The sequence below is a fragment of the Actinophytocola gossypii genome, assembly GCF_025165815.1.
Lineage (GTDB): Bacteria > Actinomycetota > Actinomycetes > Mycobacteriales > Pseudonocardiaceae > Actinophytocola > Actinophytocola gossypii.
This window is the reverse complement of sequence record NZ_JAFFZE010000023.1, coordinates 143,328-157,213: the sequence shown is the minus strand read 5'-3', so window position 1 is coordinate 157,213 and position 13,886 is coordinate 143,328. Positions and strand designations below refer to the sequence as shown.

14 protein-coding genes are annotated in these 13,886 nt (G+C 71.3%); 5 read left to right on the top strand and 9 right to left on the bottom strand.

All coding sequences use genetic code 11. The features are described from left to right. Positions 1 to 73 precede the first annotated feature (73 nt). The 6 genes from JT362_RS28945 to JT362_RS28920 form a co-directional block, all read right to left on the bottom strand. The gene (locus JT362_RS28945; RefSeq protein WP_260195007.1) at positions 74 to 715 is read right to left on the bottom strand and encodes a response regulator; all 642 of its coding nucleotides are present in this window, start codon (positions 713 to 715) and stop codon (positions 74 to 76) included. Then, on the bottom strand, positions 712 to 2,004 hold the full coding sequence (locus JT362_RS28940; protein WP_260195006.1) for a sensor histidine kinase: 1,293 nt from the start codon (positions 2,002 to 2,004) through the stop codon (positions 712 to 714). Before JT362_RS28940 ends, JT362_RS28945 begins: the two co-directional genes overlap by 4 nt. 141 nt (positions 2,005 to 2,145) lie before the next feature. After that, the gene (locus tag JT362_RS28935; protein ID WP_260195005.1) at positions 2,146 to 2,886 is read right to left on the bottom strand and encodes an ABC transporter permease; all 741 of its coding nucleotides are present in this window, start codon (positions 2,884 to 2,886) and stop codon (positions 2,146 to 2,148) included. Further along, positions 2,883 to 3,797 carry an ABC transporter ATP-binding protein gene (locus tag JT362_RS28930; RefSeq protein WP_260195004.1) on the bottom strand — a complete coding sequence of 305 codons (915 nt, stop codon included), beginning with the start codon at positions 3,795 to 3,797 and terminating at the stop codon, positions 2,883 to 2,885. Before JT362_RS28930 ends, JT362_RS28935 begins: the two co-directional genes overlap by 4 nt. A 108-nt stretch (positions 3,798 to 3,905) precedes the next feature. Continuing rightward, positions 3,906 to 4,436 (bottom strand): ribonuclease FAU-1 family protein, encoded by a 531-nt coding sequence (locus tag JT362_RS28925; protein ID WP_260195003.1) that lies wholly within the window; start codon positions 4,434 to 4,436, stop codon positions 3,906 to 3,908. A 118-nt stretch (positions 4,437 to 4,554) separates the two neighbouring features. Further along, a complete protein-coding gene (locus JT362_RS28920; protein WP_260195002.1) occupies positions 4,555 to 5,067 on the bottom strand; it encodes a ribonuclease FAU-1 family protein in 513 nt (170 codons plus the stop codon). Between the two features lie 35 nt (positions 5,068 to 5,102). Here JT362_RS28920 and JT362_RS28915 point away from each other — a divergent pair, with 35 nt between their 5' ends. From JT362_RS28915 to JT362_RS28895, 5 genes are read left to right on the top strand one after another with little or no spacing between them, the layout of a single operon-like run. Continuing rightward, positions 5,103 to 6,200, top strand: a complete 1,098-nt coding sequence (locus tag JT362_RS28915) for a DUF5685 family protein (RefSeq protein ID WP_260195001.1) — start codon at positions 5,103 to 5,105, stop codon at positions 6,198 to 6,200. A 52-nt stretch (positions 6,201 to 6,252) separates the two neighbouring features. Continuing rightward, positions 6,253 to 8,394, top strand: coding sequence for an excinuclease ABC subunit UvrB (gene uvrB, locus JT362_RS28910; RefSeq protein WP_260195095.1), 2,142 nt, complete (start codon positions 6,253 to 6,255; stop codon positions 8,392 to 8,394). Between the two features lie 31 nt (positions 8,395 to 8,425). Then, positions 8,426 to 8,698, top strand: coding sequence for a type II toxin-antitoxin system VapB family antitoxin (locus JT362_RS28905; RefSeq protein ID WP_260195000.1), 273 nt, complete (start codon positions 8,426 to 8,428; stop codon positions 8,696 to 8,698). Further along, on the top strand, positions 8,695 to 9,087 hold the full coding sequence (locus JT362_RS28900) for a type II toxin-antitoxin system VapC family toxin (RefSeq protein WP_260194999.1): 393 nt from the start codon (positions 8,695 to 8,697) through the stop codon (positions 9,085 to 9,087). The genes JT362_RS28905 and JT362_RS28900 overlap by 4 nt, the downstream gene beginning before the upstream one ends. A 49-nt stretch (positions 9,088 to 9,136) precedes the next feature. Next, entirely contained in the window at positions 9,137 to 11,206 is a 2,070-nt protein-coding gene (locus JT362_RS28895) for a hypothetical protein (RefSeq protein WP_260194998.1), read from the top strand. Positions 11,207 to 11,224: 18 nt separating this feature from the next. Here JT362_RS28895 and JT362_RS28890 read toward each other — a convergent pair whose 3' ends face one another. The 3 genes from JT362_RS28890 to JT362_RS28880 all read right to left on the bottom strand — a co-directional run bounded on the left by JT362_RS28890 (position 11,225) and on the right by JT362_RS28880 (position 13,713). Beyond that, complete coding sequence (locus JT362_RS28890; RefSeq protein WP_260194997.1) at positions 11,225 to 11,845, bottom strand: TetR/AcrR family transcriptional regulator; 621 nt, start codon at positions 11,843 to 11,845, stop codon at positions 11,225 to 11,227. Further along, positions 11,817 to 13,379, bottom strand: a complete 1,563-nt coding sequence (locus JT362_RS28885) for an MFS transporter (RefSeq protein WP_260194996.1) — start codon at positions 13,377 to 13,379, stop codon at positions 11,817 to 11,819. Before JT362_RS28885 ends, JT362_RS28890 begins: the two co-directional genes overlap by 29 nt. 166 nt (positions 13,380 to 13,545) lie before the next feature. After that, the gene (locus JT362_RS28880) at positions 13,546 to 13,713 is read right to left on the bottom strand and encodes a hypothetical protein (RefSeq protein ID WP_260194995.1); all 168 of its coding nucleotides are present in this window, start codon (positions 13,711 to 13,713) and stop codon (positions 13,546 to 13,548) included. Positions 13,714 to 13,886: the final 173 nt, after the last annotated feature.

Genomic DNA, 13,886 nt, shown 5'->3' with positions numbered 1-13,886 from the left:
TACAAAAGACCGGAATGCCGCCACAAAGCGATAAGCGCGCTTTATCAGCGGGTCAACGAAATGTATCCCCAGGTCAGCGCCGTGGCGTCAGGTAACCGCGCTCGAACGCGGTGGCCACCGCGGCCGCGCGGTCGTTGACCCCGAGCTTGGCGTACACGTGCAGCAGGTGGGTCTTCACCGTCGCCTCGCTGATGAACAGCCGCTCGGCCGCCTCCCGGTTCGTCGAGCCGCGCGCGATCAGTTCCAGCACCTCCAGCTCCCGCTGCGACAACGGCTCGGCCGCCGGCTTGCGCATCTGCCCCATCAGCCGGGTCGCGACCGCGGGGGAGAGCGCCGCCTGCCCGCGCGCCGCCGCGCGCACCGCCCGCACCAGCTCCTCCCGCGGCGCGTCCTTCAGCATGAACCCGGTCGCGCCGGCCTCGATCGCCGGCAGCACGTCGCTGTCGGTGTCGTAGGTCGTCAGCACCAGCACCCGGGACTCGACCCCGCGCCGGCTCAACTCCCTGATCGCGGTCACCCCGTCGACCTCGGGCATCCGCAGATCCATCAGGATCACGTCCGGCCGCAACCGCTCGCCGACCGCGATCGCCTCGGCCCCGTCCGCGGCCTCCCCGACCACCTCGAACAGCGGATCGGCGGCGAACATCCCCCGCAACCCGTCCCGCACGATCGGGTGATCATCGACGATCAGCACCCTGACCGGCGTCTCGCTCATGTCGCACCTTCCGCCGGGATCGCCGGCACCGTCGCGGACACCGCGGTTCCGGCGCCCGGCTCGGACTCGATCTCCAGCCGGCCGGCCAGCCGCCGGACCCGCTGCCGCATGCCGGTCAGCCCGAACCCGCCCGCCCCGCCCGTCGCGGTGCCGTTGATCCGCCCGCCGTTCGGCTCGAACCCGACGCCGTCGTCGCGTACGTCGAGGGTCACCAGGTCCTCCATGTACGACAGGGTGAGGCCGACGCGACTCGCCCGCGCGTGCTTGGCGATGTTGGCCAGCGCCTCCTGCGCGGTCCGCAGCAGCGTGACCTCGACCTCCGGGTGCATCGGCCGGGCGTCGCCGGTCGTGGTGAGCACCGCCGGCACGTCGTGCACGGCCGCCCACTTCCGCGCGATCTCGCCGATCGCCTCCGGCAGCCGGGCCGTCTCCAGGGCCGCCGGCTCCACGGCGTGCACCGTACGCCGCGCCTCGGCGAGGCTCTCCCTGGCCAGCGTCGACGCGGTGTCGACGTGCCGCTGCCAGACGTCCGACCGGTCGCGCACCTGCTCCGCGGCCTGCAGCTGGGTGAGGATTCCGGCGAGTCCCTGGGCCAGCGTGTCGTGGATCTCCCTGGCCATCCGCTGCCGCTCGTCGAGCACCCCCGCCTCGCGGGCCTGCACGAGCAGTTGTGCGTGCAGGCCCGCGTTCTCCTCCAGCGCGGCCGCCAGCTTGACGTTGGCCTTGTGCAGCTCGGCGAGCGCCTGCTTCTGCCGGTCGTTGCGGTGCTCGGACATCTCGGCGAAGTAGAAGAACGAGCTGGCCAAAACCGACGTGACCGCGCCGACGGCCAGCCAGGCCCCCCACATGTTCTCGACGCTGACGTTGACGACTCCGCCCAGGTACCCCTGCGACGTGACCATCGCCGTGCCGACCACGCCGACGTAGCGCCAGCGGCCGTCCAGGTACTGGAACGCCTGGGGGTAGCCGACGAAGGCGAGGAAGCCGAACCATGGCGCGATGGCCACCAGGCTGCCGATCAGCACCAGCAGACCCGTGTAGTACAGGCCCATCAGCGGGCGATTCGAGTGCCACTCCGGATGGAGCGTGTGGAACCAGAACAGCCAGAGCGCGACCACGATCGAGAGACCGAGCACCGCCGGCAGGTGCACCGGCGCGTCCCAGATCGGCTGCAGCAACGTGATGACGACGCTGACCGTCAGCAGGACGTACGGAAGTGCCTTGAAGACCGCGGTCTCCTTGCGCTCCCAGCGGTCGAACTCCGCCCGCAGCTCGGCCTCGATGCTCATGGCAGTTCCGCCTCGCCGGATTTTTCCCTGTTGGTCGCGTTGGGGAGTGCGGGTTCGGCCTGGTCGCGCACTTGTGGCTGGGTTGCGTCACGTTCCCCTGAGGTGACGGTTGCGGAGGTTGACAGAAAGTGCCTCACGACCCTATTCCCAGCGGAAGTACCGTGCGGCCAGGGCGCCGGCCACGATCGTCCACCCCAGCATGACGGCGACGTGCAGCAGTTGCGGCCAGTGACCGGCTGTGGCGTCCTGCAATGATTGCACGCCCGCGCCGAGCGGCGTGAAGTCGCTGATCCGCCGCAGCACCTCCGGCATCTGCTCCCTCGGCAGCCACAGCCCGGCGAAGAACACCACCGGGAAGAACAGGATCGAACCGATGGCCGCCGCGCCCTTGGCGGTCGGCGCCAGCGAGCCGATCAGCAGGCCCAGGGTCAGCATCGCCAGCAGGCACAGCACGTACATCAGCAGGTAGACGGCAAGGTTGTCGGGCAGCGCGACGTCGAACCCGAGCCGGGCGACGGCGAGGATCAGCAGCGCCGAGCCGACCGACAGGGTCACCGCCATGGCCAGCTGCGCGCCGAGCAGCGCCGACGGCCGCACCGGCGTGGTCGCCATCCGGCGCAGGATGCCCTTCTCCCGGTAGGCGGCGAACAGCTGCGGCAGCATGTTGAGCGAGAGCAGGCCGACCGCCATGGTGATGACGATCGGCGCGTACAGGTCGATGACCCGCAGCCCGCCGATGTCCGGGTTCGGCTCCCGGAACGGGGGCACGAACCCCAGGATGACCAGCAGCAGCGACGGGAAGGCGAGCACGAAGAACACCGCGGTCGGTTCCCGGAAGAACAGCTTCGTCTCGGTCGCGGTGAGCCGGTACAGGACGTTCACGATGTCTCCTCGAGGGTGCGGCCGGTCAGGGCGACGAAGGCGTCGTCCAGCGTGGTCTGCTCGACCCGCAGGTCGGCGGCGATGACCTGGTTCCTGGCGAGCACGGTGGTGACCGCGTGCAGCACGTTCCCGGTGCCGGTCACCACCAGCTGCGTGCCGGCCCGCTCGACGCCGGTCACCTCGGGCAGCTCGGTCAGCAGCGCGTGGTCGAGCGGGGCCGAGGGCTTGAACCGGAGCCGCTGCGTGTCGTTCACGGTGGCGACGAGTCCCGCCGGGCTGTCGACCGCGACGACCCGGCCCGCGTCGATCAGCGCGAGCCGGTCGCAGAGCCGTTCCGCCTCTTCCATGAAGTGCGTGACCAGCAGGACCGTCACCCCGCGATCGCGGATGCTCTCGATCAGCTCCCAGGTGTCGCGGCGGGCCTGCGGGTCCAGGCCCGTGGTCAGCTCGTCGAGCACGGCCACCTCGGGGTCGCCGACCAGCGCCAGCGCGATCGACAGCCGCTGCTTCTGCCCGCCGGAGAGCCGGCGGAACTGGGTGCCGAGTTTGTCCTCCAGGCGGAGCATCTCGATCAGCCGTCGCCAGTCGGCCGGGGCGCGGTAGAAGGAGCTGTAGAGCTCCATCACCTCGCGCACCGTGAGCTTCTCCGGCAGCTCGCTGGCCTGCAGCTGGGCGCCGAGCCGTTGGGTGAGTTCGCCGCGGTCACGCTGCGGGTCGATGCCGCACACCCGGATCGAGCCGCCGTCCGGCCGGCGCAGACCCTCGACGCACTCGACGGTCGTGGTCTTGCCGGCGCCGTTCGGGCCCAGGATGCCGAAGATCTCCCCGGGTTCCACCGCGAACGACACGCCGCCGACGGCGGTGTGTGTCCCGTACCGTTTGACGAGGTCGGTCACCTCGATGATTGCCATGCCCCGAGCCTGCCGCCGGCCGGGGTGCCGGCGAATCGACTGGCCGGACAGGGTTCGCCACGGCTCCGGTGGGGCCGTGAATCAGCCGATCGGTTGACCCCCGGTCGGCTATCGGGCTCCGTACGGCGGCCAGACGTCGAAGATGTGCTTGTGCGCGAGCCAGGCGGACAGGTCGTGGCGCAGCCGGCTGAACTCCTCGAGCGTCTTGTGCACCGTGCAGAGCGCCAGGTCGGCGTCCCCGACGAGCAGCACCCGGCCGGCGACGGCGGCGGCGAACTCCTCGCAGCGCACGATCCGCGCCGTGGTGCCACCGGGCGCGGCGAGACCGAGCAGCAGGTCGGTGGTCTTCCAGTAGCGGCCGTCGCTGCTCGCCCGCACCGCGGTCAGCACGCTGGGGTTGGGCTTGGCGTGGCGGGACCGGGGGCGCTGGTGGGTGAGCCGAAGGTTCAGCTCGGGCAACAGCCAGGTGACCTCGGCGTCGTGGAACGGGTCCTCCGGGGTCGGGCACTCGGTGCGCAGTCCCCAGCGCTCGACGCGGCACGTGCGCAGGCGCCGGGTGGTGCCGGTGGAGACGTAGTTCCGCGACGACGTGAAGGTGTCGACGATGTCGACGAGTTGGGGGTTCAGCGCCGTGCCCACGCGTCCGAAGAGTAGTCGCCGACGTGCGTTGTGTGAGGGCTGGGTTCGATTCGTTATGTCACGAATCGTGTGCGCAGCGGTACCGATCAGGTCAACAAACCCCCCGATCAGCTGTTACCTATTGACGCACGTCGGTCCAGGTCAACGTGACCTTGAACACGGCCGCGATCCACGCCTCCACGTCGTACCCGGCGGCGGCGATCCCGTCGACCGCCGCGAACGTCCGCTCGAACGCGCGCCGCGCGGCGGCGTCGTCGATCAGCCCGGCCGAGCGGGCCTCGAGCACCTCGTCGGTGTCGAGCACCCGCAGGTCCACCCGGTCGCGCACGAGCACGTCCAGGTAGAGGTCGACGCTGCGCCAGACCGCCCCGGTCTCGATGTCGGCGACGTCGATGTACACGTCGTGATCGAGCGTCTGGCCGGGGTGCGCGGCCCAGCGGCCGACCTTGAGCCCGAGCTCCGGCAGCAGCCACGTGCGGAAGTAGGCGATGTTCGGGTGCCCGTCGAGCGGCCGCGCCAGGTACAGGCCGAAGTCGGTGCGTCGGTAGTGGTCGACGGCCCGGACGAAGCCCTTGGGATCGGTGTTGGTCATGCCGTCGACGTCGTAGAGCTCGATCTTGGGCGAATGCACCCGCCCAGCCTGTCACGTCGCTAGCCTTGCCCCTCGTGTTCGGGATCATCAGGCCATGTCGGCACCGGCTGTCGGAGCGGCTGCGGACGTCGTGGTGGGCACACCTGTGCGGGCTGTGTCTGACCCTGCGCGACGACCACGGCCAGTTCGCCCGCGCGGCGACCAACTACGACGGGCTGATCATCTCGGCCCTGGTCGAGGCGCAGTCGCCGGCCGGCTCGCCGAGGCGGGTGGCCGGCCCCTGCCCGCTGCGCGGCATGCGCACCGCCCCGGTGTCGGTCGGCGAGGGAGCCCGGCTGGCCGCCGCCGCGTCCCTGGTCCTGGCGTCGGCGAAGGTCCGTGACCACGTCGACGACCGCGACGGCGTGTTCGGCCGCCGGCCGGTCGCGGGGGCCGCGCGGGTGGTGGCGGACCGCTGGGCGCGCCAGGGTGGCGTCTCGGCGCACTCGGTCGGCTTCGACACCACGCCGCTGGTGGACGCGGTCGGCCGGCAGGCCTCGGTCGAGTCCTCGGTGGGTCCCGGCGACTCGGTGCTGGTGGTGACCGAGCCGACGGAGTCGGCGACTTCGGCGGCGTGCGCGCACACCGCGGTGCTGGCCGGACGCCCTGGCAACGTCGAGCCGCTGGGTGAGGTCGGCCGGCTGTTCGGGCGGGTCGTGCACCTGGTGGACGCCGTCGAGGACCTGGCGGAGGACACCGGCACCGGCGCGTGGAACCCGCTGACCGCGACCGGGACCACGCTCACCGAAGCCCGCCGGCTCTGCGACGACGCGGTGCTCGGCGTGCGGCTCGCGTTGCGGGAGTGCGTGTTCACCGACGCCGCGCTCGTGCACGCGCTGCTGGTGCACGAACTGGAACAGGCGGTGGTCCGGGCGTTCGCGCACGCAGGTAGCCGGAAGCGGGGCCGGTCCGCGGGCCGGGAGGTCCGGGACGGTGACGGCGGCTGCCTGTGGCTGCCCAGGTTCCGGATCCCGGCACGCGAACGGAACGCGGCGGCCGGCTGCGGGATCGCGATGTGGCAGTGCTGCACCTGCCAGTTCTGCTGCCGCGACCCGTTCCCCGGGCCGTGGTCCGGCAGGCCCCGCGAGTCGTGCGGCGACTGCTGCGAGTGCTGTGACTGTTGCGACTGCTGACCTGGGCGAACGCGTTCTGTCGGTGGTCGGGCGTAGCCTCGTGTCCGTGGCAATGGTGACGGCGAACTCCGAGTTCCGGCCCATCGGTGACATCCCCCGCACCGAGGGCAGGTTCCGCATGGTCAGCGACTACGACCCGGCCGGCGACCAGCCGGCGGCGATCGACGAGCTCGAGCGGCGGATCAAGGCAGGCGAGAAGGACGTCGTGCTGCTCGGCGCCACCGGCACCGGCAAGTCCGCGACCACCGCCTGGCTGATCGAGCGGCTGCAGCGGCCGACGCTGCTGATCGCGCCGAACAAGACCCTCGCCGCCCAGCTGGCCAACGAGCTGCGCGGGTTCTTCCCGCACAACGCGGTCGAGTACTTCGTCAGCTACTACGACTACTACCAGCCAGAGGCATACGTCCCGCAGACCGACACCTACATCGAGAAGGACTCCTCGATCAACGAGGACGTCGAGCGGCTGCGGCACTCGTCCACCTGGAGCCTGCTGTCCCGGCGGGACGTGATCGTGGTCGCGTCGGTGTCCTGCATCTACGGCCTCGGCAGCCCGCAGGAGTACCTCGACCGCACGATCGCCCTGCAGGTCGGTCAGGAGGTCGAGCGGGACACGCTGCTGCGCGCGCTGGTCGACACCCAGTACACCCGCAACGACGTGGCGTTCAGCCGAGGCACGTTCCGGGTGCGCGGCGACACGGTGGAGATCATCCCGGCCTACGAGGAACTGGCGGTCCGGATCGAGTTCTTCGGCGACGAGGTCGAGGCGCTGTACTACCTGCACCCGCTCACCGGCGAGATCGTCAAGCAGGTCGACACCCTGCGCATCTCGCCGGCCACCCACTACGTCGCCGGTCCGGAGCGGATGGAACGCGCGATCGGCGGCATCGAGTCCGAGCTGGAACAGCAGCTGGCGAAGCTGGAGAAGCAGGGCAAGCTGCTGGAGGCGCAGCGGCTGCGCATGCGCACCAGCTACGACATCGAGATGATGCGCCAGGTCGGGTTCTGTTCGGGCATCGAGAACTACTCCCGGCACATCGACTGGCGCGACGCCGGCACCGCGCCGGCGACGCTGCTCGACTACTTCCCCGAGGACTTCCTGCTGGTCATCGACGAGTCGCACGTGACGGTGCCCCAGGTCGGCGGCATGTACGAGGGCGACATGTCGCGGAAGCGGACGCTCGTCGACCACGGCTTCCGCCTGCCGTCCGCGATGGACAACCGCCCGCTGACCTGGGAGGAGTTCCAGGACCGCATCGGCCAGACGGTGTACCTGTCGGCGACGCCCGGCCCGTACGAGATGGGCCAGACCGGCGGCGAGTTCGTCGAGCAGGTCATCCGCCCGACCGGACTGGTCGACCCCGAGGTCATCGTCAAGCCCACCGAGGGTCAGATCGACGACCTGGTGCACGAGATCCGCGTCCGCGCCGAGCGCGACGAGCGCGTCCTGGTCACCACACTGACCAAGAAGATGGCCGAGGACCTCACCGACTACCTGCTTGAGCTGGGCATCCGCGTCCGCTACCTGCACTCCGAAGTCGATACCCTGCGTCGCGTCGAGCTCCTGCGCCAGCTCCGCCTCGGCGAGTTCGATGTGCTGGTCGGCATCAACCTGCTGCGCGAGGGTCTCGACCTGCCCGAGGTCTCCCTGGTGGCGATCCTCGATGCCGACAAGGAGGGCTTCCTCCGCTCCGGCACGAGCCTGGTGCAGACGATCGGCCGCGCCGCCCGGAACGTGTCGGGCCAGGTCCACATGTACGCCGACCGCATCACCGACTCCATGCGGCACGCCATCGACGAGACGAACCGCAGGCGCGCCAAGCAGATCGCGTACAACGAGGAACGCGGCCTCGATCCGCAGCCGCTGCGCAAGAAGATCGCCGACATCCTCGACCGCGTCTACGACGAGGCGGGCGACTCCGACACCGAGGCCGTCCCCGTGGGCGGTTCCGGCCGCAACGCCTCCCGCGGCCGCCGCGCAGCGGGGGAACCGGGCGGCCGCTCGTCCGGCGTGTACGTCAAGGAGAACGTCGGCGCCATGGCCCGCTCCGAACTGGCCGACCTGGTCCAACAGCTCACCGACCAGATGATGAATGCCGCCCGCGACCTCCAGTTCGAACTCGCCGCCCGCCTCCGCGACGAGATCGCCGACCTCAAGAAGGAACTCCGCGGCATGGACGCGGCCGGAGTGAAGTAGCGGATTACACCATCTTGGGTAGAATTACACCATGGCGATGAACATCAAGGACCCGGAGGCCGAACGGCTGGCCACCGAGGTCGCGGCACTGACCGGCGAGAGCAAGACCGCCGCGGTGCGCTCGGCCCTCCAGGAACGTCACGACCGCCTCGTCGCGGAACGCGATGCCAAGAAGAGGGGCGACGAGTTCGTCCGCTTCCTCCGCGAGGAGATCTGGCCGCACATTCCGCCGGAGGTTCGTGGCAAGCCGATAACCAAGGCCGAACGCGAGGAGATCCTCGGCTACGGGCCGGACGGCGTATGATTCTCGATACCTCCGCGATCGTCGCGGCAATGGTTGACGAACCGGACAGCGAGCGCGTTCAGAAAGCGATCGGCGAAGCCGCCGTGTGCCGGATCGGATCTCCGACACTCGTCGAGACGACGATGGTGCTCACCGGGAAGGTCGGAGACTTCGGTCGGTCGTTACTGGCGAATTTCCTCCAGTCGCGGAGGGTGGACATCCTCTCGTTCGGCGACGCCCACTGGCACGTCGCGCAGAGCGCCTTCGCCCGGTACGGGAAGGGCCGCCATCCTGCGGCGCTGAACTTCGGGGACTGCCTTACGTATGCGACCGCCTACGTCGCGGGCGAACCGCTGTTGTGCCTCGGTAAGGACTTCGTGCAGACCGACCTGGAACTCGTTCGCACCTGACCTGCCGGTTCGACGCGTGCCGCCTGGTGCGGTCGGCTAGAAATAGCGCATGGTGTCGTACTCGCGGAACACGCCGGCCACCAGGACGGCGCCGGCCGCCGCGGCGGTCGTGGTGGTCGCCGCGTTCCTGGTCGGGGCCGGGGCGGTGGGGGCCTCGTCGGTGCTGACCTCGGCGTGGCTCCGGGTTCTGCTGGCGGTGGTGCTGGTCGTGGCCGGCTGGGCGGTGACCCGCGCGGGGCGGTACCCCGACGACCCGCTGCCGCTGGCCCTCGGTCACCGGCTCGTGCTCGGCGTCGGCACGTCGTTCGCCGTGCTCGGGGCGTACCTTCTCGGGCTCGCACTGCTCACCGCGGCGGTGCCGTCGTCGCCGGTGGCCGTGGTTCTGCTGGTGTACGGCGTTCCCGCGGTCGCGTTGCTCGCCGCGGTGTCGACCGGGACGCGGGCGTGGGCGGCCGGCGCGGGCGCGATCCTGCCGATGCTGGCGGTGCTGCTGCTCGTGACCGCCGAGGTCGACGCCGGCACGGTGTCGGTCACGATGCTGGTGGTGGCCGTGTTGCTGGTGGCGATCGTGGTGCGTGCGCCCGCCGCGTCGCCGTGGTCGCGGGTCGCGTCGGCGGCGTCGGCGATGGCGGCGTCCTTCGCGTTCGGGTCCGGTGCGTCACCGTTCGGCTCGCTGGGCACCACGCAACTCGGCGGCGCGGCCGGTGACGGTGCGAGCGGCGGCCTGACCGGCGGCGCGCAGGCCGTCGTGGTCGCGGGGGCGCTGGCGGTGGCCGTGGTGGTGCTGGTGCTGGCGGTGCCACGGCGTGACCTGGCGGCCGGCGTGCTGGCGGCGTCGCTGTTCACCGTGCCGCCGGTGCTGCTGCTGACCGACCCCATGTCCGAGTGGTCCACCGCTACCCAGGTCGCCCTGGTCGCGGTCCCGACGGCGACCGCCCTGGTGGCCCTGGCGGCGATCCGGTCGTACCGGTTCCGCCGCGCACTCGCCGCGACCGTACGAGCCGCGCCGACACAACGGCCGGGCCAGGACCCGTCCGACACCGCGCACCCCGCCACCGACGCCGGCCCGGCGGACACCGTGCGCTCGGCCACCGACGCCGACCCGGCCGACGCCGCGCGTCCGCCCACAACAACCGACGTCGGCCACCCACCCCCCATCCCCTCCGACGCGGCCTCCGCCGCCGCCTGTGCGGTGGTCGTCGCGGCCGCCGCGGTGGCGTTCGTCGTGGTGGCGTTGCCCGTGTTCGGGTGGGAGGCGCGGCTGCAGGGGGTGGTCACGCTGCTCGTGCTGGTCGGCGCGAGCGCGCTCGCGTACTGGCTCCCGCGCGGCACTCCTGGCGCGGCGGCGGCGGTCGTCGCCTTGCTGGGGTTGGCGCTGACGTCGCCGTGGATCCGGCTGCTCACCGGCGGGCGGATCGAGCTGAATACCACCGATCGCGTGCTCACCGGCGTCGTGGACCTCGTCGTGGCCGGTGTGCTCGCCTGGCTGCTCGTTCGGCGGCATCCTCGGCCCGGCGTGTACGCGGCGGCGGCCTACGTGCTCGCCGCTTCGGCCGCCGCCTGTCTCGGCTCGCTGCTGTTCGACCCCGGTCACTTCCCCAGCGAGTGGGCGCTGGTCGCGGTGCTCACGCTCCCGCTGCTCCTGCTCGCGATCCCGGCCGCCGTGGTCGCGTTCGGGCCGCACGCCGCGATCGGGCAGGCGGTCGGCGCCGTCGCCATCGCCGCCGCCGGGTTCCTCCCGATGAAGGTCATGGTCGGCGAGTTCGGCGGCGGCGCCCACGGGTACGCGCTGCAGCTGTCCCTCTCACCGCTGACGCCGACCGACTGGCTGATGACCTCCACCGCCCTGCGTGACGTCACCGGCCCCGCGCTGGTCGCGGTGATCGCCACGGTGCTGGTGGCGTTCGTGCTGGTGGCGTCGCTGGCCAGGCGGCCGTCGGCGCCGCTCGCGGCCGCGGTCGCGCTGCTGCTCCTGTCGGCGGTGCAGGCGTCGATGCTGACCGCCCTCGCGGAGTGGTCGGCCGACGAGGCCGAGGTGCTGGGCTGGGCGCTCGGCGCCGGGGCGCTCGTCGCCGCACTGACGGCGGTCGCCGCGGCCCGCACCGCTACCCGACCCTGACCGCGGCCTGCCGCATCCCTACAGCATGATCCCCGACTCGAGTTGGTCGAGTGCCGCGTTGATGTGCGCGACGAAGTCGCCTTCCTGGTGCTTGTACCAGTCGAGCACGGCGATGAGCAGCACCCCGAACAGGGCGCCGACCGCGTTCCGGACCTCCGCGTCGGTCGGCTCGCGGCCGACGCGTTCGGCGCTCAGTGCCGTCATCGTGTCCAGGCCCGCGGTGATGTTGGTCAGCGACGCCGCCCACAGCTCGCGCACCGACAGGGTCAGCAGGCCGCGCCCGCGCTCGGTGTCCAGCTGGGACTCCGTGAGCTCGTGGAACGACTCGATCAGCGCCCGGCGCCAGGCCTCCACCAGGCTCAGCTCCGGCGGCTGCACGCGGAACGCGGCGAAGATCATCGGGTCGACCAGGTCGGTGGTGACCAGCTCCTCCTTGGTGGGGAAGTACCGGAACACCGTGCTCGCCGACACCTCCGCGGCCTCGGCGATCTGCTCGACCGTCGTCGCCGCGTAGCCCTGCTCGCGGAACAGGCGGATCGCGTGCTGCTGGATGGCGGCCTTGGTCCTGGCCTTCTTCCGCTCACGCAACCCGCCCGTCTTCCGCACCTGTTCAGCGCTGGGTTGGGAAGCCGACCTCATGGTCCGATTCTGCGTGCTCGGCCTCCACCGCGGCGACCCGGGGGGCACGCGCCGGCAGGAACAGCAACGTCAACACCACCCCGACCACGGCCACCGCCGCCGACACCCACAGCATCCGGTCCAGCCCGTCCACGAACGCGCTCCGCACGTCGAGCAGCAGCTGCGCCGAACCGAGCCGGTCGGCCGCGGCGACGCCGGCGTACACGCTCTCCCGAACGGCGTCGGCCGCCCGCCCCGGCAGCCCGGTGAGGTCGAGCCCGTCGGCGTAGCCCGCGTTCAGCACGCTGCCGAGGATCGCCGCGGACAGCGGGCTGCCGAGCTTCTGCACGGCCTGCATCAGCGCGGAGGCCACCCCGGAGCGTTCGGCGTCGATCGTGGCCAGCGCCGCCGACGACGCGGTCGCCAGCGCGAGACCCGCGCCGAGCCCGCCGAGCGCGATCCAGGCCGCCGCCAGCCCGTAGCCGCTGGTCGCCGACGTGGCGGTGGCCAGGACGAGCGCGGCCCCGAGGATCGCGAAACCCGCGGTGACCGTGACCTTCGCGCCCAGCCGGTCGGCCACCCGGTCCGCCAGCCCGGCCCCGACCATCATCCCGCCGAGCAGCGGCAGCAGCCGGATCCCGCTGCCCATCGCGTCGGTGCCGAGCACGGCCTGGAAGTACTGCGGCGTGGCGAACATCAGCCCGAAGAAGGCGAAGATCCCCAGCCCGGCGAGGATCGTCCCCCAGGTGAACCTGGCCGAGGCGAACAGCGAGAGGTCGACGAGCGTGCGGCCGGGGGAGCGGCGGCCCAGCGCGCGCTCCCAGAGCCCGAAGGCCACCAGCAGCGCAAGTCCGCCGAGCATGCCGCCGAGCGCCCCGGCCGACCCCCAGCCGTCCTGCCCGGCCTTGACCAGCCCGAACGTCAGCACGCCGAGCCCGATGCTCGACGTGGCCACGCCGACCGGGTCCAGCGCCGGGCGGGTCTCGCTGCGCGACTCCGGCAGCAGCACGATCACCGCGACCAGCGCGAGCGCGATGATCGGCAGGTTCATCAGGAAGACCCAGCCCCACCAGAAGTTCGACAGCAGCCAGCCGCCGACGATCGGCCCGAGCGGCAGGGCGACGAAGTTGGCGGTGGCCCAGATGCCGACCGCGCGCGGCCGTTCCTCGGGCGTGAACATCACCGTGAGCCCGCTGAGCACGAGCGGCACGACCAGCGCCGCCCCGAACCCGAGCACCGCCTGCGCGGCGATGAACATCCCGGGTGACGTCGACGCGGCGGCCAGCACCGATCCGCCCGCGTACACGACGAGCGCGACCAGCAGCATCCGCTTCCGCCCGAACCGGTCGCCGAGCAGCCCGCCGGGCAGGACGCCCGCGGCGAGCACGAGCGTGTAGGCGGAGACGAACCACTGCAACTCGGCGGCGGTTGCGTCCAGCGCGGACGCGAGCGTCGGCAACGCGACGCTGAGGATCGTCGCGGGCAACGCGACGGCGAGAACGACGAGGCTGAGCGCGCCGAGCGCCCACCACCGCCGCGGATCCGATCCAGACATGAAGGCTTACCCCCATTCGCTAGTGAACTAGAAAATGAGAGTAGACCGTCAGTTTGAAGTTGACTAGCGTGACCGCCCTTACAAATCGGACTCGCGGGACGGGAAGGTACGACTCGCGCAACGGGAAGGTACGACTCGCGGGACGGGAAGGTACGACTCGCGGGGGTCAGTCGGCTCGGTAGCGGTGTCTGGTGGGGGGCTTCGGGGGTTCGGGGGTGGTGGGGGTGGCGGATGGGGTTGTTGACGGGGGTGGGGTGTGCGGGTCCGTCCGCTGGGCCATCTCGCGCAGCAGTTCGTCGAAGATCGGCGTCGACATCACGTTGTCGTGAGTCATGCGCCCCTCCTTGTCCGTGGGAAACGGACGGTAACGCCCGCTCGCGCCCAGACTGCCAAACCGGCACCGCCACGAACGGGCGAACTCTTCGGAGCCGTGGGACATACTGCGCGTGAGAACCCGTCGGTCCGTGGAGTGGCCTGACGGACACCGTGTGGGTGAGGATGGGGCGC

What these genes read in the sequence shown, in the direction of transcription:
- JT362_RS28945 (WP_260195007.1), bottom strand. Translation starts at nt 715, where the DNA reads ATGAGCGAGACGCCGGTCAGGGTGCTGATCGTCGATGATCACCCGATC.
- JT362_RS28940 (WP_260195006.1), bottom strand. Translation starts at nt 2,004, where the DNA reads ATGAGCATCGAGGCCGAGCTGCGGGCGGAGTTCGACCGCTGGGAGCGC.
- JT362_RS28930 (WP_260195004.1), bottom strand. Translation starts at nt 3,797, where the DNA reads ATGGCAATCATCGAGGTGACCGACCTCGTCAAACGGTACGGGACACAC.
- uvrB (WP_260195095.1), top strand. Translation starts at nt 6,253, where the DNA reads ATGGTGACGGCGAACTCCGAGTTCCGGCCCATCGGTGACATCCCCCGC.
- JT362_RS28905 (WP_260195000.1), top strand. Translation starts at nt 8,426, where the DNA reads ATGGCGATGAACATCAAGGACCCGGAGGCCGAACGGCTGGCCACCGAG.
- JT362_RS28900 (WP_260194999.1), top strand. Translation starts at nt 8,695, where the DNA reads ATGATTCTCGATACCTCCGCGATCGTCGCGGCAATGGTTGACGAACCG.
- JT362_RS28895 (WP_260194998.1), top strand. Translation starts at nt 9,137, where the DNA reads ATGGTGTCGTACTCGCGGAACACGCCGGCCACCAGGACGGCGCCGGCC.
- JT362_RS28890 (WP_260194997.1), bottom strand. Translation starts at nt 11,845, where the DNA reads ATGAGGTCGGCTTCCCAACCCAGCGCTGAACAGGTGCGGAAGACGGGC.
- JT362_RS28885 (WP_260194996.1), bottom strand. Translation starts at nt 13,379, where the DNA reads ATGTCTGGATCGGATCCGCGGCGGTGGTGGGCGCTCGGCGCGCTCAGC.
- JT362_RS28880 (WP_260194995.1), bottom strand. Translation starts at nt 13,713, where the DNA reads ATGACTCACGACAACGTGATGTCGACGCCGATCTTCGACGAACTGCTG.